This window comes from Desulfovibrio biadhensis, assembly GCF_055388615.1.
This window is the reverse complement of the sequence record NZ_AP042477.1, coordinates 1,695,153-1,715,754: the sequence shown is the minus strand read 5'-3', so window position 1 is coordinate 1,715,754 and position 20,602 is coordinate 1,695,153. Positions and strand designations below refer to the sequence as shown.

General features: G+C 54.6%; 16 protein-coding genes. 7 read left to right on the top strand and 9 right to left on the bottom strand.

The genetic code is table 11. From position 1 onward, the window contains the following. Positions 1-36 precede the first annotated feature (36 nt). The 3 genes from murA (at position 37) to ACZ5EH_RS07435 (ending at position 4,521) form a co-directional block, all read left to right on the top strand. Entirely contained in the window at positions 37-1,299 is a 1,263-nt protein-coding gene (murA, locus tag ACZ5EH_RS07445; RefSeq protein WP_464277494.1) for a UDP-N-acetylglucosamine 1-carboxyvinyltransferase, read from the top strand. Between the two features lie 305 nt (positions 1,300-1,604). After that, positions 1,605-2,639: a glycosyltransferase family 2 protein gene (locus ACZ5EH_RS07440; RefSeq protein WP_464277493.1), complete on the top strand. Its 1,035-nt coding sequence runs from the start codon at positions 1,605-1,607 to the stop codon at positions 2,637-2,639. 163 nt (positions 2,640-2,802) lie between these two features. Beyond that, positions 2,803-4,521 carry a hypothetical protein gene (locus tag ACZ5EH_RS07435; protein WP_464277492.1) on the top strand — a complete coding sequence of 573 codons (1,719 nt, stop codon included), beginning with the start codon at positions 2,803-2,805 and terminating at the stop codon, positions 4,519-4,521. Positions 4,522-4,690: 169 nt separating this feature from the next. On the opposite strand, the gene ACZ5EH_RS07430 is transcribed toward ACZ5EH_RS07435, so the two are convergent. From ACZ5EH_RS07430 to ACZ5EH_RS07405, 6 genes are all read right to left on the bottom strand, one after another. Continuing rightward, a complete protein-coding gene (locus ACZ5EH_RS07430; protein WP_464277491.1) occupies positions 4,691-5,203 on the bottom strand; it encodes a chemotaxis protein CheW in 513 nt (170 codons plus the stop codon). A 24-nt stretch (positions 5,204-5,227) separates the two neighbouring features. Then, positions 5,228-7,258 (bottom strand): HAMP domain-containing methyl-accepting chemotaxis protein, encoded by a 2,031-nt coding sequence (locus ACZ5EH_RS07425; protein WP_464277490.1) that lies wholly within the window; start codon positions 7,256-7,258, stop codon positions 5,228-5,230. Positions 7,259-7,293: 35 nt separating this feature from the next. Then, positions 7,294-7,674: a response regulator gene (locus tag ACZ5EH_RS07420; protein ID WP_464277489.1), complete on the bottom strand. Its 381-nt coding sequence runs from the start codon at positions 7,672-7,674 to the stop codon at positions 7,294-7,296. Between the two features lie 189 nt (positions 7,675-7,863). Next, positions 7,864-9,270 carry a sigma-54-dependent transcriptional regulator gene (locus ACZ5EH_RS07415; RefSeq protein WP_464277488.1) on the bottom strand — a complete coding sequence of 469 codons (1,407 nt, stop codon included), beginning with the start codon at positions 9,268-9,270 and terminating at the stop codon, positions 7,864-7,866. A 21-nt stretch (positions 9,271-9,291) separates the two neighbouring features. Further along, positions 9,292-11,892, bottom strand: coding sequence for a PAS domain-containing hybrid sensor histidine kinase/response regulator (locus ACZ5EH_RS07410; protein ID WP_464277487.1), 2,601 nt, complete (start codon positions 11,890-11,892; stop codon positions 9,292-9,294). A gap of 26 nt (positions 11,893-11,918) precedes the next feature. Then, the gene (locus tag ACZ5EH_RS07405; protein ID WP_464277486.1) at positions 11,919-12,506 is read right to left on the bottom strand and encodes a hypothetical protein; all 588 of its coding nucleotides are present in this window, start codon (positions 12,504-12,506) and stop codon (positions 11,919-11,921) included. A 266-nt stretch (positions 12,507-12,772) separates the two neighbouring features. Between ACZ5EH_RS07405 and ACZ5EH_RS07400 the strand changes: the two genes are divergently transcribed. Further along, entirely contained in the window at positions 12,773-13,870 is a 1,098-nt protein-coding gene (locus ACZ5EH_RS07400) for a metallophosphoesterase (protein WP_464277485.1), read from the top strand. 16 nt (positions 13,871-13,886) lie between these two features. Here the strand turns inward: ACZ5EH_RS07400 and ACZ5EH_RS07395 are convergent, their stop codons facing one another. The 3 genes from ACZ5EH_RS07395 to ACZ5EH_RS07385 form a co-directional block, all read right to left on the bottom strand. Continuing rightward, a complete protein-coding gene (locus ACZ5EH_RS07395; RefSeq protein WP_464277484.1) occupies positions 13,887-15,113 on the bottom strand; it encodes a hypothetical protein in 1,227 nt (408 codons plus the stop codon). A gap of 176 nt (positions 15,114-15,289) precedes the next feature. Next, positions 15,290-16,636, bottom strand: coding sequence for a sigma-54-dependent transcriptional regulator (locus ACZ5EH_RS07390; RefSeq protein ID WP_464277483.1), 1,347 nt, complete (start codon positions 16,634-16,636; stop codon positions 15,290-15,292). A gap of 1 nt (position 16,637) precedes the next feature. Next, positions 16,638-18,086 (bottom strand): sensor histidine kinase, encoded by a 1,449-nt coding sequence (locus tag ACZ5EH_RS07385; RefSeq protein WP_464277482.1) that lies wholly within the window; start codon positions 18,084-18,086, stop codon positions 16,638-16,640. A 230-nt stretch (positions 18,087-18,316) separates the two neighbouring features. Here ACZ5EH_RS07385 and ACZ5EH_RS07380 point away from each other — a divergent pair, with 230 nt between their 5' ends. The 3 genes from ACZ5EH_RS07380 to ACZ5EH_RS07370 are packed head-to-tail and all read left to right on the top strand — an operon-like array spanning position 18,317 to position 20,431. After that, positions 18,317-18,736, top strand: a complete 420-nt coding sequence (locus ACZ5EH_RS07380) for a universal stress protein (protein WP_464277481.1) — start codon at positions 18,317-18,319, stop codon at positions 18,734-18,736. Then, positions 18,733-19,671, top strand: a complete 939-nt coding sequence (locus ACZ5EH_RS07375) for a sulfite exporter TauE/SafE family protein (protein ID WP_464277480.1) — start codon at positions 18,733-18,735, stop codon at positions 19,669-19,671. The genes ACZ5EH_RS07380 and ACZ5EH_RS07375 overlap by 4 nt, the downstream gene beginning before the upstream one ends. 1 nt (position 19,672) lies before the next feature. After that, a complete protein-coding gene (locus ACZ5EH_RS07370) occupies positions 19,673-20,431 on the top strand; it encodes a TIGR02186 family protein (protein ID WP_464277479.1) in 759 nt (252 codons plus the stop codon). Positions 20,432-20,602 lie beyond the last annotated feature (171 nt).

Below are 20,602 nucleotides of genomic sequence, written 5' to 3'. Positions count from 1 at the left end.
CAGAATGATACAGAATCCGCGCAAAGGAGTTTTTTTATGGAAAAATTAAGCATCGAGGGCGGCGCCCCTTTGAATGGACATGTGCGCATCAGCGGCGCCAAAAACGCAGCCCTGCCCATCCTGCTGGCCGCTCCGCTGGTAGATGGGGCCATAACCTACGAGCGCGTGCCTCGTTTGCGCGACATCAATACTACCCTCAAATTACTGGACATCCTGGGGTGCAGCTACGAGCGCACGGACAAGACAAACGGCACGGTGGTGGTGAATCCGGGGCAGTTGCAGGTGGAGGCGCCCTATGAACTGGTCAAGACCATGCGCGCCTCCGTGCTCTGCCTGGGCCCCCTTCTGGCCAAGCTGGGCGAGGCCAAGGTGGCCCTGCCAGGCGGGTGCGCCATTGGCGCACGCCCCGTAGATATGCACCTGAGCGCACTGGAGCAGATGGGCGCGGTTTTCGACCTGGAGTCCGGCTACATTCACGGGCGCTGCAAACGGCTCACCGGCGCGCATATCACTTTCCCCTTCCCCACTGTGGGGGGCACGGAAAACCTGCTCATGGCAGCCTCCCTGGCAGAAGGGGAAACCATTCTGGAAAACGCTGCCCGCGAACCCGAAGTATGCAACCTGGCGAATTTTCTCATTGCTTGCGGCGCCAAAATCAGCGGCCACGGCACCAGCATGATTCGCGTGCAGGGCGTTGAACGCCTGCAGGGGTGCAATTACACCATCATGCCGGACCGTATCGAAGCCGGCACCTTTCTGGTGGCGGCGGCCATTACCAATGGCGAGCTCGTGATAGAGGACTGCCCCCTGGAGGAACTGGAAGCCGTTGTCGCCGTGCTGCGCAAAATGGGCGTGCACATTGAGCAACAGGCCGACGGCACAGTGCTGGCGCGGCGTGCCCGGGATCTGGCCTGTGTAGACGTGACAACGCTTCCCTATCCCGGATTCCCCACAGACATGCAGGCACAGGTAATGACCCTGATGTGCCTGTCTGCAGGCTCCGGCGTAGTGGAGGAAACGATCTTTGAAAACCGCTTCATGCACGTACAGGAACTTGTACGCATGGGCGCGCGGGTCAAACTTTCCGGCCGCAGCGCGCATGTACGCGGCGTCGAACGCCTGCTCGGCGCCCCTGTCATGGCGTCCGACCTGCGTGCCAGCGCATCCCTGGTCCTTGCCGGTCTGGCGGCCCAGGGCACCACAGAAGTGCAGCGCATCTATCACCTGGATCGCGGGTATGAAGATATCGACAAAAAACTCACGGCCCTGGGCGCACGCATAAGCCGCATGCCCGAATAGCGCCTGAGCCAGAATTTTGCCGCCCTTTGCTGCGAGTATACGGCAAGGGGCGGTTTTTTCCTTGCGATCACACTGGTGAAACAGTTCTCCGCTTTTTGACGGCAGCCAAATACTTCCGCTTCACAGCAGATCGCTGCATCACCATGGAAACATGCGCGGTGTTCAATTGAACCAATCTGCGCTAGACATCAGCCAGACAGGGAGCGGCCCACTTCTCTGCACCACGTCCTTTGCTTGCAGAGCCAGGCCCCAGATTTTATAGAAACAAAGGCCGCAATCACAGTTACTTTCTAAAGGAGTTTCCGATGGGACAACATCCAGAAATCAGCATTGTAGTCCCAATGTTCAATGAACAAGAAGTTCTCGATATTTTCTTCGAGAAAGTTACTCCTATTATTTCCAAGATTACAAACGCCTACGAAATAATCTGTGTCAATGACGGTTCCACGGACAAGACCTTCGAACTTCTGCAAGCGTATTGTGAGAAAGACGCCAAAATCAAGGCAATCAACCTCTCCAGAAATTTTGGCAAGGAATACGCGCTTACCGCTGGCATAGATTGTTCTACCGGCCACGCAGTCATTCCCATTGATGCCGACCTGCAGGACCCGCCCGAGGTACTGACGGAACTGGTCGAGAAATGGCGCCAAGGGTATGAAATGGTGCTGGCAGTCAGAAACGACCGCAGCTCTGATAGTTTTTTCAAGCGTTTATCCGCAGGAGCCTTTTATCAATTCATCGGCAAGATCGGTGATGTCCACATCCCCAACAACGCCGGAGACTTTCGCCTGATGGACCGCAAAGTTGTGCAGGCGTTTCAAGGCTTTCCCGAGAGATCGCGCTTTACCAAGGGGATTTTCGCCAGTCTGGGATTCAAGCAAACAACGGTCTATTACTGCCGGGCCTGCCGCGCAGCCGGCGAGTCAAAATGGAAGTACTGGCGGCTGTGGAATTTCGCCATCGAGGGCATCACGTCCTTCACCACCGTCCCCCTGAAAATTTGGAGCTACACGGGATTCACCCTCTCCATGTTGGGGTTGGCCTACATGTTCTACGTCATATTCAAGACACTCATAATGGGCGTAGACGTGCCCGGCTATGCATCGCTCATTGTCATCATGCTGTTTTTCAGCGGCCTGAACATGATGGGACTCGGGGTCCTGGGCGAATACATCAGCCGCATATTTGTAGAGGTAAAGCAGCGTCCTATTTATATTGTTAGCGAACTTGTAAACTTCAGCGATGAAGATATCGAGGTCGCCGCCAGCCTTTCGGGGAGACACTTTTCACGATCCACAAGAAAAAAGAAACATCCTCAAACAAGGGATACTGCAGAATAACAACCACTGGTAAAATGGTTTTGTCCTTGCACTCTTTTAGGAATGCATATACTTTATAGTATGGTCGTTAAAAACAGACCATCCCACTCCATAAAGGAATTTATCTAGCGTTATTATACAAGTAATTCCATCCACAACCGCGTTTACCAAAAGAGTGTACACGGTGACAGTAGCAGCTGAAATCAAGGATAATTCGCCAAAAGATAAGCGGATTATCCTTTTTTTAATTGCCACCACACTGCTTTTTTCGCTTCCCCTTCTTGTTTTCGGACTTCCAATGGGGCCGGATGGCGAAATCCACGCAACATGGGCCAGATCTTTTGCTTCCGTGCTCAATGAGGGCACGCTCTACCCCCGTTGGCTACCTGATTTATTCTATGGGGCTGGCAGCCCGGCCTTTTTCTTCTATTCGCCAATCTCTTACTATCTGTCCTACCCGTTCGTCGTCCTACTGCAGGGTACTATCCCTCTCCCCTACATCCTGGGGATTTGCACGTCTTTTTTCATGATTCTATCCAGCATTACCTTCTATTACAGCATCAAACCATTTCTTCCTGCAAAAGCGGCATCTTTTGCCAGTTTAGCCTATGCGATACTGCCTTATCACTATTCAGAAGTTATTATTAGACACCATAGATTTGCGGAAGCTGCAGCGTACATTTTTCTACCTCTCTGTTTTTCTTACGCCTTCAGGATCAACGAAAAGAAGAACAACATCATCATATATTCATTCATATATTCATTGCTCTTAATGACCCATCTTTGCACGGGGGTGATCGTTTTTCATTTCCTACTTTCAGCAGGAATAATTTTTGCCCTCATGGGGAAATTCAAAAAAACGCTGCTGTTGGGTTCCGGGATGCTATTGGGAATCTGCCTATCTTCTGTATATCTACTCCCCGCAATATTTTTACAGGATCATGTAAGCATCAATTCTCTTTGGCTTCCGAGTCATATCTATTTTAATAATTTTATTTTTGCGAAACAGGATTATGCAGGCATGATCATCATGTTTACATATATATACATTATTTTCATTTCGTTCGTTACATTACGTAATGAAACGTCATACAATAAAAAATATGTTTTTACTTTTATCTTTATTGCTTCTGCTGTATTTTTCATGATGTCAAAATCATCTATACGTCTCTGGGACATGCTTGCAGTACTTCAAAAAATACAATTTCCAACAAGACTTTGCTCGCTCCTCGACATTACGCTTTGCGTAGCACTAGGATTCTCAATCAATACACAAAACCGAAACAACCCAGGCAGTAAACGCCTGGAAATTATTTTTATTCCTCTTATTTTCGCCATAATTTTCTTTACTACCGCTGCTCTGGTAAGAAAGGCCTCCAGCTTATATCCATTAGCATCGCCAACAAAATTCGCGGCCACAAACCTGGCGTTTGAACACGGTGTACGAGGCATAGCTGGCGCCTCCCCCTTTACGGCAGAATACATCCCCGCATACTCTTCTCTGCCCTCTAAACCAGTGGAGACAGTTTCCTATCTTCACGGCGCTACAAAAATCTCCATTGTGCAATGGAAATCTCGAAGCATACAAATCAAGATCAGCAACAACCAGCCAGAGTCCATAACCATCGGACAATATTATTTTCCATTTTGGAACGTCATTGATACTGAAGGCCAAGAATACGCCATCAGCCCTTCGCCAGAACTCGGGCTTATCAGCTTTGCCCTGCCCCCGGGAGAACATCTTCTGCAACTTCAATTGGTCTGGAATAAATACGAAATAGCAGGCCTGATCATCAGCATCCTGGCCTTGGTATTTTGTCTGCTCTTTCTGCTCCGCCACCGCATTCCATTATTTGCCGGTGACAGTAAAAACTCTCGTTTCCAATCATCCCTGCCCGACTGACACCATTTTTGTTACTATGCATCTTTTTTGGGGGACGCCCATGAAAAACGACCGCCCCTTTCTCCTGGTGCAAAGGAGAAAGAGGCGGTCTCCGTGGCCCGGGCAGAGTTACCGGGACTTGAGGAGAGGAGGCTGTTCCTTTTACGTATGCAGCCTGCCCTGTTAAAGCCTACACCGCTGCCGCTACTTCCCCCTGAACGTCTTGCGGCTCCAGTGATTTGACTTCCGCGGGCAGTTCCACATCGGAAAAGAACCGCTCCAAATCGAGAACAAGGATGAATTTTTCATCTTTCTTGGCTATGCCCCTGATATAGGAAACATCGATGGAGGTTCCCATACGCGGGGGCGCTGACATATCATCCGGATTGATTTCCATGACTTCCTGCACAGAATCGGCCAGAGCGCCTATCTGGCTCACGCCATCCTCGAGTTCTATGTCCGTAATGATCGCGCAGGTATCCACATCCAACTCGGTGATGCTCATGCCGAATTTGAGCCGGAGGTCAACAATGGGCACGGCGTGCCCCCGCAGATTGATGACGCCCCGCATATAATCCGGCGTACGCGGAATCTTGGTGATGTTCTTGTCATCGATGATTTCCCGCACAAATCCTATATCCATGGCGAACAGCTCATCGCCTAGCATAAACGTAAGGTACTGGTGCAGTGCTTTCCCTGCCATGATGCTTTCTCCCTGGTGTCTTGCTCAAAAGCGTTCGAAGTCCTCGTCAGAAACATCATCACCCATTTCAAGGGAAATGGCCTTGGGCTTGCTTTCCTTTTTAGCGCTTTGCCCGTGGGCCGTGCCTTGCTGGGGCAGTGCTTTCTGCCTGGTCTTTTTTCTGCTTTGCTGTTGCCCGCTCTTGTCTACCCGGAAGAAGCCCATGGTGCTCATGAGTTGTTCAGACTGGCTGGAGAGTTCTTCAGAGGTCGACGCCATCTCTTCAGAGGCGGAGGCGTTTTGCTGCACAACCTGGTCAAGCTGTTGCACTGCCTTGCTGATTTGCTGCGCTCCTGAATCCTGCTCCGAGCTGGAAGCGGCGATTTCCTGAATCAGTTCGGCGGTCTTTTGGATGTCCGGGACCATCTTTTCAAGCATATTCCCTGCATTTTCAGCTATATCCACGCTGGAGCCGGACAGTTCGCTTATCTCGGCTGCAGCAGCGCCGCTGCGCTCCGCCAATTTGCGGACTTCCGCGGCAACAACGGCAAACCCCTTGCCGTGTTCACCCGCACGGGCCGCCTCAATGGCTGCGTTGAGAGCCAGCAGGTTTGTTTGCCTGGCGATTTCCTCGATGATGGAAATCTTCTCTGCAATATTGCGCATGGCGGCAACAGCTTCATGCACGGCGCGCCCGCCTTGCTGGGCGTCTTTTGCGGCCTGCAGCGCAATGGCCTGGGTCTGCTGTGCGTTCTCCGCATTCTGTCGAATGTTGCTGCTCATCTGCTCCATGGAGGAAGAGACTTCCTCCACGCTGGCGGCCTGCTCGGTAGCGCCCTGTGAAAGACTCTGCGCCGATGCGCTGAGCTCCTCACTGCCGGAAGCGACATTATCCGTGGCGGATTGGACCTCGGCCACGACTTCGCGCAATCGATCGACCATTTCATTGAGCGCTGCGGCAAGAATGCCCACCTCGTCCTTCTGATCGATATCGAGCTTCTGCGTGAAGTCGCCTGTCGCCATAGCCTTTGCGAAATCGACGCCCTTGATTACAGGGCGGGTTATGGCCCTGGTCAGGAACACGGCGACGATGATGCCGAAAAGAGTCGCCACCACAAGCCCGGTGATCATGACCATGGAGGCAGCGCCAAGATTCGTCACGGCTTCGTTGGCAATGTACTGGGTCTGATCCATGCCAGCATCTGCAGTGGCTTGCGCCGCTTCAAGCACGCCATCGCCGGCTTCTGTCCGCAATCTGCCCAGCTCCTGCAGGCGCTTCCAGTGCATGATAAAAGATTCCATGGCTGTGCGGTATGCATCGGCGCCCTGTTTTATGGCATCCAATTGCTGCAGGTTGTCGGCCCGCCGCGTCACGGTTCGTATTTGGTCCAACAAGGCATAAATTTTCGGAAAATTGTCGAGCCCGCTCTGGAAGACTTCGGGATCGCGCGTCGCTTGGGACTTGAAATTCTTGACCCGCGTATCATTACCAAGATCGATGATGTCATTAATGACGGTAATCTTGTCCAACCGCTCCAGCAGCCTGTCGGACATTTCACCGGAGTTGATTTGCTGGCGCATCATTTCATTCTGGCTTTCAAGATAAGCGGCGCAGTTCACCACATACTCCTTTGCCCCTGCGTCCATATTCTCTCTATCCTGAACCATATCGTTTATGAGCACATTGGTTTCATTTGCCAGCTTCTTGTATTGCGCCACCATTTCCTTGGCTGTGATCACCTGCTCCTTGAGCTTGACCAGGTCCGTATACTTTGCAGCATGTTCCTCGGCCCTGGCCAGATATTCCTCGACTTTGGCAAGGTTCTCAGTTGCCCGTTGCCAGTACTGATCCTCTTCGCTCAGGCCATAGCCGCGGATCTCATACATGGTCAGCAGGGAGTTTCTTTCCAGACCATTGGCAATGGCAACTTCGGGGACGTATTCCTTGGCTAGTTGCGTTGCCTCTGTTTCCACATTACTCATGTTCAGCACTGCCATGCCGCCCAAAACACAGGCCATGATTATCAGCAGGCCAAACCCGATGCCGATTTTTACTGCCAGTTTCAAATTCTTCATTGCCTCTCTCCTTTGCCTTTGTTCTTACTCTGCCATCAGGTGTTACCGTCCAGACCGTCAATCACACTTTCAAGCTCTTTTAATGAATATGGTTTTTTCAGAATAGCGTTTGCCCCCAGACGTCTGACCATTTGCAGGTACACATGGTGGGGCATTTGCAATTCTCTTGTCCCCCCGGCTACCACCACCGTGTGCGGTCTGTGTTCCATACCGTTTAGCGTCAGAAGAAACTCCGTCCCCTGCATGTCGGAGAGGGATTCGTTGCAAATCACCACATCGATTGTTTCTTCTTTGATGTGGTGCAAGGCATCCTGTCCGCTTTCGAACGTGAGAACCGTGTAGCCAAGCAGCATGAGCCCGCGGCAGACAGATTCACGGACCAGTGCGTCATCCTCGATGAACAGAATCCGTTTCATGGATGCACCCCCTCGCGTTGGCGTCAGGAGCAATCCAAATTACATGCCAATGGAGCGAAACATCTAAAATTATGATTTTGCATCACTTTACATAAAGAGCGGCAAGACGGGACAGCGACAGGACGTCGCTATTGCGTGACACTTGTCGCATATATGCGACAGACGTCGCGTATGCGTTACGGAGGAGGGTCAATGATTACGGACAATGCCGTGGCGTAACAAAAGCCTGTGGAGGTGCTGGCGTGAGACCCCGGCCATACGGCTGGCTTCCGTCACGTTGCCATTGGTGCGATGGAGCAACTGCTGCAAGTATTGGCGTTCAAGACTGATGCGGTATTCGTGGATCTTGGGCAGATCGCCTGCTTCAGTCACGGGGATATCCCTTTCTTCATAGCCTCTTGCAGGCAATGACGGCAACGGGGGGGAGACCTTTGAACGTGCAGCAAAAATACGGACTGTATCCGGCAGATCACGGGCATACAAGATGGACGCATCCCCTGCCGCAAAAAGAGCCCGGTCCACAGCATTGAACAATTCACGCACGTTACCAGGCCACTGGCATGTGGTCAGCGCATCCAGAAAACAGGGGGACACCCCCCGGGTGGAAAGACCGTGCTCCTTGCACAAGGCGTTCAACCGGGAAAGCGCAAGCTGAATGACATCGCCCTTGCGTTTACGCAAGGGGGGCAGTTCAATATGAAACGCCTCCAGCCTGAAAAGCAGATCTTCACGAAATCTTCCCTGGTGCACAAGATTGCGCAAATCCTTGTTCGTTGCGGAAACAAGCCTGAAGTCGCTGAAACGCTCCCTGCCTGCGCCAACAGGGCGAAAACGTTTTTCCTGAATAAGCCGCAGCAAGGCTCTTTGTTGCTGCAGGGGCATTTCCGCAATTTCATCCAGAAACAGCGTCCCCCCATGCGCCTGGGCCGCCAGGCCGGGCTTGTCGTGCGTTGCCCCGGTAAACGCCCCCTTGTCGTGTCCAAACAGTTCGGACTCTATGAGCGTATCCGGAATGGATGCACAGTCCACCACAACAAAGGGCTTGTCACACCTGGGGCTGTTTTCATGCAGTGCGCGAGCAAGCAGCTCCTTGCCCGTGCCTGTTTCTCCGGTTAGCAGCACAGGGGCGTCCACTCCCGCAGCCTTGCCCAAAAGCTCAAGACATGACGTCATTTCAGGGCTCGAACCGACTATGGCGTCGCGCCGGAGCATCCTGACGGCGTGGGCGTCCTTTCTGCTGCGATACGCCAAGGCGCGCTTAAGGGGCAGGGTGATTTTCTCGAGCGTAAAGGGCTTCTCCACATAATCCCAGGCACCGTTGCGCATGGCCAGTTCAGCGCCATCCGGGTCGCCCTCTCCGGTTACGATGATGACTTCAGGCGGCTGCTCTCCCCGCGTCAAGGAGGCGATGGCGTCGAGCCCATTGCCGTCCGGGAGGCGAACATCGAGAAAAACCACATCGCACCCTTGCCGCGCCATGCCCAATCCCTGACTCAGAGAATGCGCCTGCACGACCTCATGCCCCATAAGCGCCAAAGGACGCGCCAGGGTCTTATTGAACGTGGCGTCATCATCTATGATCAACAACCGGGCCATGGCGTCACCAAATAATTCCGGTTAGCCCTTTTGGGGCAGCATCTCTTGGATGGTTTTACTTATCTGTATTATTGATAAAGGCTTATGGAGCACGGCGCAAGGATTCAGATGAAAAAGCGCTTCCGGTTCCAGCGCGCCTGTGTCCCCTGTATAAAAAATCACCGGCAAGGCAGGCGTTGTGGCGCGCAAGACTCCTGCCAGCTGCACTCCCGCCATGCCAGGCATGGCGTGATCGCAAAGCAGCAAGTCTATCCGCTGCCGCTCCCTTTCATATACGGCCACAGCCTCACTGCCGCTTTTGGCCACCAGGACCTCGTACCCCAGCTGGCCCAGCCCCCTTTCCAGCGAGACCAGAACCCCGGCGTCGTCATCCACCACAAGCAGTACGCCTTTGCCTGGCGCGGGGGTTTTGTCGCCCGCATCTGGAGGACAAAACTCCCCTTTATGCAGGGGCAAGGAAACCGTGATCACACTTCCCTCCCCCGGGGTGGATTCGATATGCAGGGCGCCGCCGCAGGTGCTGATAATGCCATGCACAATGGACAAGCCAAGGCCGGTGCCCTCGCCTGGCCGTTTGGTGGTAAAAAACGGGTCGCAGACGCGCTGCAAATGCTCCGGAGCAATGCCGGTGCCCTGGTCCGCCACCCGCAGGACAACGGTGTCCTTTTCTCCCAGGTCCAGGTCCACCCGCAGCTCCCCGCCCTCTGGCATGGCCTGCACCGAATTCAGGCAGAGATTCATTATCACCTGGTGAATCTGCGAAGGGTCCACTATGGCCATGCAACCCGCGGCATCAACCCGCGGCTTAAGCGCCACATCAGCAGGCAAGGTGGAGCGCAACAGTTTAAGCGCCTCCTTGACCACCGGCTGCAGTTCCATGGGTTGCAATTCCTGCTCGCCCTGGCGGCAAAAGGTGAGGATATTCTTGACCAACTCGGCCCCCCGCCGGCTGGAGCTGCCGATATCATCCAGACAGTCCAACAGAATTTTCGGTAATTCCGCAGCAAGCAGGGCGGCCGTCTCGGCATTGACCATGATGGAAGCGAGAACATTGTTGAAATCGTGTGCTATGCCGCTTGCCAGGGTGCCAAGGGCTTCCATTTTCTGCGCCTGACGAAGCTGCTGCTCAAGGGATTCCTCACGTCGAACGTCTCGCAAGGTCAAGACTCGAATAGCGGTCTGGTCATTCGGCGTTGTTAGCGGCAACAGCCTGGCGTAAAAGACTATCTTACCCTTTTTGGCACCATGTATAGCCAGCCTTCCGCTCCAGGAGCGCCCTGCATATAGCGCCTCGCGCCAGTCTGTCGTCTTTGTTGCGTCAACGACCCCGGGCATCTCCACGGGGTGCAGAACGTTCTGCACCTGCATGCCCCTTGCATTGTTTTCCTCTATGCCGCTGTAGCTGGAAAAGGCTGCGTTGACATACTCCATGCGGCCGTTTTGATCTGTAATGACAAAGGCTTCCTCTGCCTGCTGCACGATGGCGGCAAGAACATGCAAACGCCGCTCTACCTGTTTGCGTTCCGTAATGTCCCTGGCGATGGTGGACAATCCTAGCACGCTTCCATTGGCGTCCTGAATGGGGGAAATAATCAGGGAAACGTCTATCTCGCTCCCATCCTTTCGCAGCCTGCGGGTCTCATATTTATCAACGGTCTCACCGGCCAGCGCAGCGGCCATCAACCCTTCAATCTCATCACGAAGCTCGGCGGGAATGATCGTATTGATGCTTTTGCCGATGATTTCGTCTTCAGTGTAGCCGTACATGGCCTGGGCGCTTTTATTCCAGCTGAGCACCCGCCCTTCCTTGTCCTTGCCGATGACGGCGTCATGGGTGGATTCCACTATTGAGGCCAGAAATGCCTTGTGCTTCTTTTGGCGCATCTCCTCGGTGACGTCGTATATCGTCAGGTGCAGCAAATTCCGCGTATCCGGAACAAACGAAGTGACAAATATTTCCACTTCACGCACTTCACCATGCGCAATACGATGGCAGCAAACATAATGATCTTTATCGGCTTTGAGCGCTTTGGACATGCCCCCTTTACACGCCGGCGCCTCAAGGGCCTCGAAAGGAAACAAACAGAGTTCTTCCTGGCTTTGCCCGTAGAAATCGCAACAGGCCCTGTTGGTGTCTATTATCAATCCGCTGACGGGATCCACCAGCAGCATAACAGCATGGGATTCCAAAAAAAGTTTTGCGTAGGTGGCCTCGTGCCGTCTGGACAAGGCCTCTGCTTCCCGCAGGGGGGTTATGTCCTGGATGACGCTGAGAACTCGTTCCACCTGTTTTGCAGCAACATCTTCCCCCCAGACAGGTGTGTAACGCACGCGCATGATGCGCACGCCCTGGCGGGGGTAGGCGACATCCATCACATAGTCCACCTCGTGGCCGGCAAAGCTTTTTTCAAGGTGTGGCCGCGCCTGGGCGTACTGCCGCGGTCCAAGCACGTCCTGCACATGGCAGCCGAGCACGTGTTCCTGGGGCACGCCGCGTTTTTCCAAAAAGGCCCGGTTAACCATCCTGTAGATGTGGTCCCGGTCCACAATGGCGATGAGATCCCCCGAGGCATCCAGAGCGGCTTTGTACTCCGCCAGACTGGCGTGATTGCTATGCGCCATCGCGGCTCCCCGGCCTTTTGGGTCGTCTATTCAACGGATTCCACCCGCGGCGTTCCCAAAGGCGCCAGTTTGCCTTCTCGCAACACATAATGCAGCGTTACCTTCTTTTCCGGACAGCAATGAGGCCCTCCGGCATAGAACCAGGCGTCTATGCCCCCGCCTTTCACAAATACGGCCTCCTGCAAAGGCCACAAAATCATGTCGGAATCGTCGTAACGTTTGAAATCCGCGTGGATGCGCTCGTCCGAGATACTGTCTAAAAGCTTTGCATAGGCAGGGGGGCCGGCAAACACAAAATATTCCGGCAGCGTATAGTTGGCGCCCAGCAACCCGCAGACTGACGTCACCATGGCTTCAGGGGCGCCGTCTCCGTCCAGGTCTGTGCAGTGCACCTCTTCCACATCAAAATAAAAGTCTCCCATATCTGGATTTTTGTCATAATAGCCATCCACCACGTTCAAGGCTTTAGGCAACGTGCCGTCGCCCAGACGGCGCAGGCATTCTGGAGAATACTGTCTGTTCATGAAAGGCGCACTGCCACATTCGCCCCATGCGATGGAGGAACAAACCGCCAACAACACAACGAGAATACAGAACCTGAACAGGGATTTCACAAAGGCCTCCTTGCACAAAGGGCAGTGATGCGGGTTCATAAAGGTGCACTACGATGGTCCATCATACCCATGGTAATGACCGTGGCGCAAGGCCTTTGCAACAAAGCACTTCAACGATAGTATTCCGACTCATGCAGGTTCATTTCCGCATTTGCCCTGCCGACGACATCCACAGGAGATTTCATGTTCTGCTTTTATACAGCCTTTTGTAATAAAAGGCGGATCCCTTCACGTGCCCCCTTTCGCACACAACTCTACGAGGCGTCATGTTCGGCACCATATTGATGGGCATCACTGCGTTTATGGCTCTGTACGCGCTGTGGCGGACGGGCGGCATTCCCTATCTGTCCCGCTTCAGCTGGAAATTCAGGCTGCTGGCAGGCATAGGCATCTGGCTGCTCATCAGGCTGGGGCGCACATACGGGCACAACAACTCAGGCACACTCCCCCACCTGGTGGAGCTGGTGAGCATGGACCTGCTGGTGATCGTCTTTCTGGCCTTTGCTTCCCTGCTTTTTGTAGACCTGCTGACAGGCTTTGGCCTTTTCCTGCCACGCCTTGCGCCACGTCTGCGCGGGTATGCGCTTATCGCAGGGCTGGCCCTTTCCGGACTGGCGATTATTCAGGGGACACGCGCGCCTGTGGTGGAAACCTACGAAGTCACCATGCCAGGGCTGCCCGCCGCAGCCGACGGCCTGGAACTGGTGGCCTTGTCGGACCTGCATGTAGGCTCCCTTATCGGCAAGGACTGGCTGGAAGCGCGCATAGAGCAAGTCATGGATTTGCAGCCCGATGCCGTGCTGCTGCTGGGCGACTTTTTTGACGGCTACTTCATCGATTATGACGGGTTGTTGCCTGTAATGCGCAAGCTGCGCGCCCCCCTTGGCGTCTATGCGGTGGAGGGCAACCACGAATATTACGGGCGCGCATCCCAGCCCCTGCAGTTACTGCAAGAAGCCGGATACACAGTGCTTTTGAACACGTGGAAAGAACCCGTACCAGGGCTGATATTTGCCGGCGTCCGCGACCTGACCATAGGCATGCGCACCGGCCGCGGCGAACAAGACCTGGAAGCAACCCTTAAAAACCGGCCAAAGGGCGCAACCGTACTCCTTTCCCACACGCCCTTGCTGGTGGAAAAGGCCGCCTCCCAAAACGTGGGGCTGATGCTCAGCGGTCATACCCACGCCGGCCAGGTTTGGCCCTTCGGTTACGTGGTGCGGCTCCGCTTCCCCTATTTCGAAGGGCGCTATCAAGCAGATGACACGACAATCATCGTCAGCCGCGGCGCTGGCACCTGGGGGCCACGCATGCGCCTCTGGGAGCCGGGCAACATCCTGAAAATCACATTGCGCAGCAAGTAGTGGCGAATGGTCAGCGCTACACGCCCTCGTCCACTTTCCACCCATCGGCCTCGAGCCCTTTTTTGGCCTCGGGGCTGAACCTGCCGCTGACGCGGATGCGCTTGCTCTTCACTCCCATCTTGGCGGCGGCATCGTTGAACTGCTTCATTACGGTCACCATCGCCGACGACCTGACCCCGTAATCCAGGGGGAAGCAGAGCAGGAGTTCATTGTTCGCGGTCTTGGCGGCGATGAATTTGCCCACAGGGACAAAGGATTCGAGTTTCGCTTTTTTCTGGTGATATTCCATGAACATAGCGGCCATGCGTTGCCGGAAAAAGGCCAGGTCGCCGCTGTTGGTGGGCACCGCAAACTCGATGAAGGCCTGGCGGTCCTTGACGCCCGAACATTTGTCCAGCGCGGCCACCAACAATGACTGGTCCGTGGGAGAAAAGACCTCGTTATTGATGAATATGCGGGCCACGCTTTCTTCCACGCCCATGGCCAGCAACTTATCCCTGTTTTCCTTGCGCAGATCAGCGGGCGCCGTGCTCAGGTCCACATCGTTCATCAGGTTTGTGCCGCGCACCGCAGAAACGGCCATGGCCGCTGTGCCCGGCAGCACAAAATTGAGCGCACTGACGCCCAGCCCTCCCGAGTAGTTGGCCAGGGCAAGCTTCTGCAGACGATCCTGCAGCACCTCGTTGGTGGAGTAGGGGTCCACCTTGAATTTTACGGCATAATCGCGCTTGACCTTGGAAAGGCCGATGGCGCTTTCCACAGCGCTATCCTCGTATTGGCTTGCATTGCTTTCGAAGATGGACTCCTGCGCCCTGCCAAAGGCCTTGGCCACGCCGGAAAAAGCCCCACCAAGGGTATCCACGGGGTCGGTTACCAGATTCTTGACGCCAGAGACCAGACTTTTACCGCTTTGCTTCACGGAGTCGCCGAACTCGTCCCCCAGATCAATCTTGTCTATTTCCGCAATGGTGTTGATCTCGTGGATGCGGACATAGACCATGGGTGTGGAAACAGCCGTGAACTTCCCGTACTGGGAGTCAATGGTATAGGTGTTCAGGTAACCGTCGTTCAGCACCTTTTCTTCCACCGTATACAGCTTGCCCTTCACTATATCCTGCGGCAGCAGCTTGGATGCCTTCAATTGCGGGGGGCTTTCGAATTCCCCTGCTAACGCCCCCGATACTGGGGCCAGCAGAAACAGTGCAACAGCCAGGGACCATGACAGTACGCGACGCAAGTTCATTTTGCCTACTCCGGATGAAGGTGACGCCTTTTTGCCGTAAGTGACGGCGGGCGAAATTTCCCTACACCATCTGCCGTAAAAATGCGAGCATGACACAGAATATTTAAAAATTAACACTTCAATTCAATGGATTACCGCCCAGGAAAGCACAGCTTGTTTCAATTTGGAACAAGCGTTCATTCAAGCTTGTACTGTTTGAGCTTGCGCCAAAGCGTGGTGCGGGGGATGTTCAGAATCTGCACGGCCAACCCTTTGTTATTGCCCGTTTTCTCCAGAACCTTCTTGATGTGCTTGCGCTCCATTTCCTCCAGACTGAGCAGGCCGTCGCCTTCCATGGCGTCCACCTCCAACTGCTGCAAATCCTGGGGCAGGTCCTGCAGCCGGATTTCCTCGCAGTCTGTCAGCGCCACAGCGCGCTCTACGATATTTTCCAGCTCGCGCACATTGCCGGGAAAGGAATAGCCTGTCAGAAGGTTCATGGCCGCGGGCTCTATGGCAGTGACCTGTTTATGAAAGGCCAAACTGTATTTTTCCATGAAATGCCGCGCCAGCAGAGGGATATCTTCCCGGCGCTCCACGAGCCTGGGCAGATGGACGGTCACCACATTCAGCCTGAAGTACAGGTCTTCACGAAAATTGCCGTCCGTGACCTCCTGTTTCAGGTCCTTGTTCGTGGCGGCCACTATTCTGATGTCCAGATCAATGGGGCGCGTGCCTCCCACCCGCAAAATGCGCCGCTCCTGCAAGACATGCAGGAGTTTGACCTGCATGGGCAGCGGCATTTCGCCTATTTCGTCCAGAAAGACGGTGCCCCCGGCCGCGGATTCCAGAAGTCCGATTTTTGTGGCGCTGGCGCCTGTGAACGCGCCCTTTTCGTACCCGAACAGCTCGCTGGTGATGAGCTCTTCCGTAAATCCGCCGCAGTTGAACGAAACAAACGGCTTGTCGTTGCGCGGACTCAGATTGTGGATGGCGCGAGCGACCAGGGCCTTGCCCGTACCGCTTTCGCCCTGCAACAATACGTTGCAATCCACGGGCGCCACCTTGCGAATAAGCGAAAAAATGTCACGCATGGCCTCGCCAGCGCCGATGATGGATTCGATGCCGCTCTGGTTCTGCAGTGCGCTCCGCAGTTGGCGGTTCTCCTGACGCATGGTCCGCTTTTCCAGGGCCCCGCGAATATGTACGCGGAGTTCTTCCAGCTTCACTGGCTTGGCCACATAATGGTGCGCGCCCAGCTTCATGGCCTCGATGGCCGTATCCACCGAACTGTACCCCGTAATCATGATGACTTCGGTTTCGGGGTGCTCTTTCTTTATCGCTTCCAGAATCTCCAGGCCTGTGGCGTCTGGCAGGCGCAGGTCGGTTATCACCACGTCGAAAGCAGCAGAGCCGAGTTGGGAAAGAAAAGCGCTCCCAGTGGTAAAGGTCGCCACCTCCAGGCCATCCTTGCCCAGGGCCTGCTCCAGACGGCGGCAAACTGTTGCCTCATCGTCAATGACGGCTATCCGCGCGGCTGTCATGCTATTGCTCCATCTTTGGCAGGAAGACGGAAAACACGGTGCCCTTGCCGGGCTGGCTTCTGACTTCCACCCGCCCGTTGTGGCGCTTGACAATGGAGTAGGTGACGGCCAGCCCCAGCCCCGTGCCTTTGCCCACTTCTTTGGTGGTGTAGAACGGTTCGTAAATATGCTCGAGCATTTCCTGATCCATGCCCACGCCCGTATCCTGGATCTCGATCCGGACCATGGCGCCCTCCTCACGCACCACGATGTCGATGCGCCCGCCATTGTCCATGGCGTGTATGGCGTTCAACATCAGATTCATGAACACCTGCTGCAGATTCTGCAAATTCCCCTTGATAGGGGGCAGTTGCTCCGGAATATCCTTGTTCAAGGTGACGCCTGTGAGCATGAACTGGTTCTTGAGCAGATTCACGGTGCTGCTGATGACGTTCTGCACCGTCAGGGTGGTGAAGACAGGGCGCTCCGTGCGGGAAAAATCCAAAAGATTCTTTACTATCTCGCTGGCGCGCTCGGACTGAGTCTGAATGTCGCTCACCATCTCCTTGGCGTCATCGTCCATCTTGTCAGCGTACAATTCCTCCATGGTCTCAGCCGTCAGGGAAATATTGTTGATGGGGTTGTTCAACTCATGGGCGATACCGGCCGTAAACGTCCCCAGGGCGGCTATCTTGCGCGCCTGCAAGAGGTCTTCCTGGTTGGCCTCCAGCTCCTGGGCCATGCGGTTGAAGGCATTGATCAAGCCGGCAATCTCCTCGATGCGGTTGGCCCGTGGCGGTATGGGGCGAAAGTCTCCCCTGGCCACCCGTTGTGTGGTCACTTTCAAGAGACTCAAGGGCTGCAACAGCCCCCTGGAGATGATTTTGACGATTAACAGCACCAGCAGAGCGAAGATGAACAACGATGCAAACGGAATGAATGATGTCCGCACGATGGCCTTGTGGATTCTTTCGCGCTTTTTGCGCAGCAGCCCGTTTGCAGAATCAACCAGTTGTTTTCCCAGGACCCTGATCCGCTCCTGATCCGGCGACTTGCCGGCCTGGGTGGAGGCTATGATCCCGTAATACTCCTGAAAAAGCGCGTTCAATTTCCCGTATTCATCCCCCCCCACCACTTCAAGGATATTGTCCTGCAATTCATCCAGCAAAAGCTCGATGTTCTGCAGGTAATCAATGCTTTCCACAAGACTGCTCGGGTCATTGTACAGCAGGTAATTCTTCTCAAAACGCCTGACCTCAAGCACGTCATTGAGCAAATCCTCATAACGCTCCAGCAGGTGCAGCCGCTGCTTGACCATGCTCATGCTCCAGAAATTGAGCAGGGTCAGTGCGAACACGGAAATAAAGCTGGCCATGAAGACCAGAAAGAACTTGCCCTTGATGGAGCGCCAAAAGGTTTGCAGCTGCTCTGAGCCGCTATTAACCGAAGTGTTTTCCGTCATGATCATCATGCCTCATCTGCGCCACGGAACCGGCAACGCACCAAGACAGAGCGCCCCGTCCAAGACGTTTCCCGACCATATGTTTCAATTTGAACCATGTCTACCATGCAAAGACATGGTTTGTTTCACATTGGAACATAAAGCATCACTTCACAACTGTTGTTTTTCTGCAACATTCTGTTTTCACGAACTTTCTTAAAATGGCCCAGGCCTTGCTCTTACAGAAGTCGAGGAAACACATGGAGCGGATACTCGTCAGTATGAAAGGCCACAAGGTCCCCTGGGAAGCGCTTGCGCGGTCCATCGCACTGTGCCGTCGGATCGGCGCAAGTCTGTACGTGCTTTCAGTCCTGCCCCCCGGAAAAGCGAAAAAGACGTCCGCGCCTGAGGGAACAAAGAAGCTGGAGCAACAGCTCAAGGACGCAGCAGAGCACAGCGTGCACACCGAATCTTTCATTACGGAGGGAAAATATGAACAGGAAGTGATCAAGTTTGTGGAACAGCACAGGATCACAAGACTGGTGACAGAGCATGGCAATGCCAACGGCGCCAATGAAGAAAGAGATTTGGCCTCACTGCAGATGATCCGCCACCGCGTGTCCTGTTGCTTCGAAATAGTTACTCCAAGAAAAAGGGAATCGAGAGAGGACGGAAAATGATTGTACCACTGCATTTATATCTTCCGATCGCCGGCAACAGCGTGAATATCGCCACAATTCTCGGCCTGGGCGGCGGTGTGGGGCTTCTGTCCGGCATATTTGGCGTAGGGGGCGGTTTTCTCATGACCCCGCTGCTCATCATGCTGGGCATTCCTGCCACCGTGGCGGCCGCATCGGACTCCAACCAGATCGTCGGTGCCTCCACATCCGGCACCCTGGCCCACTTCAAGCTGGGCAACGTAGATTTCAAGATGGGCATCCTGCTACTCATAGGCGGCGTCCTTGGCGGCACCGTGGGCGTGCAGGTCATCAAGGTGCTGCGGGCCATGGGCAACGCGGACTTTCTTATCAACGTCACGTACGTGCTCATGCTCGGGTTCGTAGGCGGTTACATGTTCCTCGAAAGTCTGCAGTCTCTGCGTAAAAGCAAGGAACCTGCGACCGAAGAACCTGCTCCCGCCAAGGAATCCAAATACGCCCGCATGTTCGAGGCACTGCCCTTCCAAACCGAATTCACGCGTTCCGGCGTTCGCATGTCTGTCATCATGCCCCTGTTCCTGGGCACTCTGGTGGGCGTCCTGGCCGCCATCATGGGCGTTGGGGGCGGTTTCATCATGGTTCCGGTCATGGTCTACCTGCTGCGCATGCCCATGCACGTCGTTGTCGGCACCAGCCTGTTCCAAATTCTTTTCACCTGCATCAATGTCACCATCATGCAGGCCAGCCAGAACCACACCGTGGACTTCGTCCTCGCGTTTCTGCTGCTGGTGGGCTCCTCCATCGGCGCCCAGGTCGGCGCCCGCGTCGGTAAAAAGCTCCAGGGCGACCAGCTCAAAATTCTGCTCGCTTCCCTGGTTCTGGTCGTCATGGGCAAGATGCTTTACGAGCTCATCGCCCGTCCCGACATTCTGCTTGCATACGTGGGAGGTCATTAAAATGAATATCAGATGTATCACACTTACCGCGTTCATTCTGGCCCTGCTGTGCACGTCCGTTTCGGCGCAGGCCCCCATGCAGCTCAAGGTGACGCCGGAAACCATCGACATCGGCACCACATACAACGGCACCACCGTGGACGTTGCGGGCACTGTTCCCGAAGGCAGCCAAATCGTCTTGCGGGTGCTTGGCGAAGCCAACGACCTGCACATGAAGCGCAAGGACAAGGCCATGGGCCTGTTGTGGATGAACATGGACGCCGTCACCTTTCATGACGTGCCCGTGCTGTACATCGTAGGCAGCTCCAAGCCGCTGGACGAACTCGGCCATGCCGGCAAGCAGTTGCAGGCCGCTTCCGTGCTCAATGGAATAGCCATCGAACCGGACAACGACGCCAGGCCGGAACTCATCGACCAGCTCATCCGCCTGAAAAACAAGGAAAAGCTCTACCAGGAAGACGCCGGCGAATTCACCATGGGTGAAGTGGAAGGCGGCATGCAGCATTTCACGGCCAAGCTGCCCATTCCTTCTCGCCTGGTTCCCGGTGACTACAAACTGGAAGCCGTAGCCATCAAGGACGGCGTCAAGGTCGACGCGACCACAACCCCCCTGGATGTAGAACTGGTCAGCACGCCGCAATTTCTGGCCAACCTCGCCTTTGACCATGGCACCATGTATGGAATCCTGGCCACCATCATTGCTCTGGTTAGCGGTCTTATCATCGGCATCGTGTTTCAGAGCAAGGGGGAGGCGCACTAGGGCCTTGCCCCCGTAACCGGGGTTTTGCCGCCACTTTCAGAATAGCGGTCAAAACACCCTGAAACCAAGAAGTAAGACGTAAAGTAGTGTTGCAAAGTAAGGGAACAAAGTTTGGGAATAAGGTATGCAAGGGGGGAACTGCCATGACCGGCGCCCCCTTGCTTACCATGC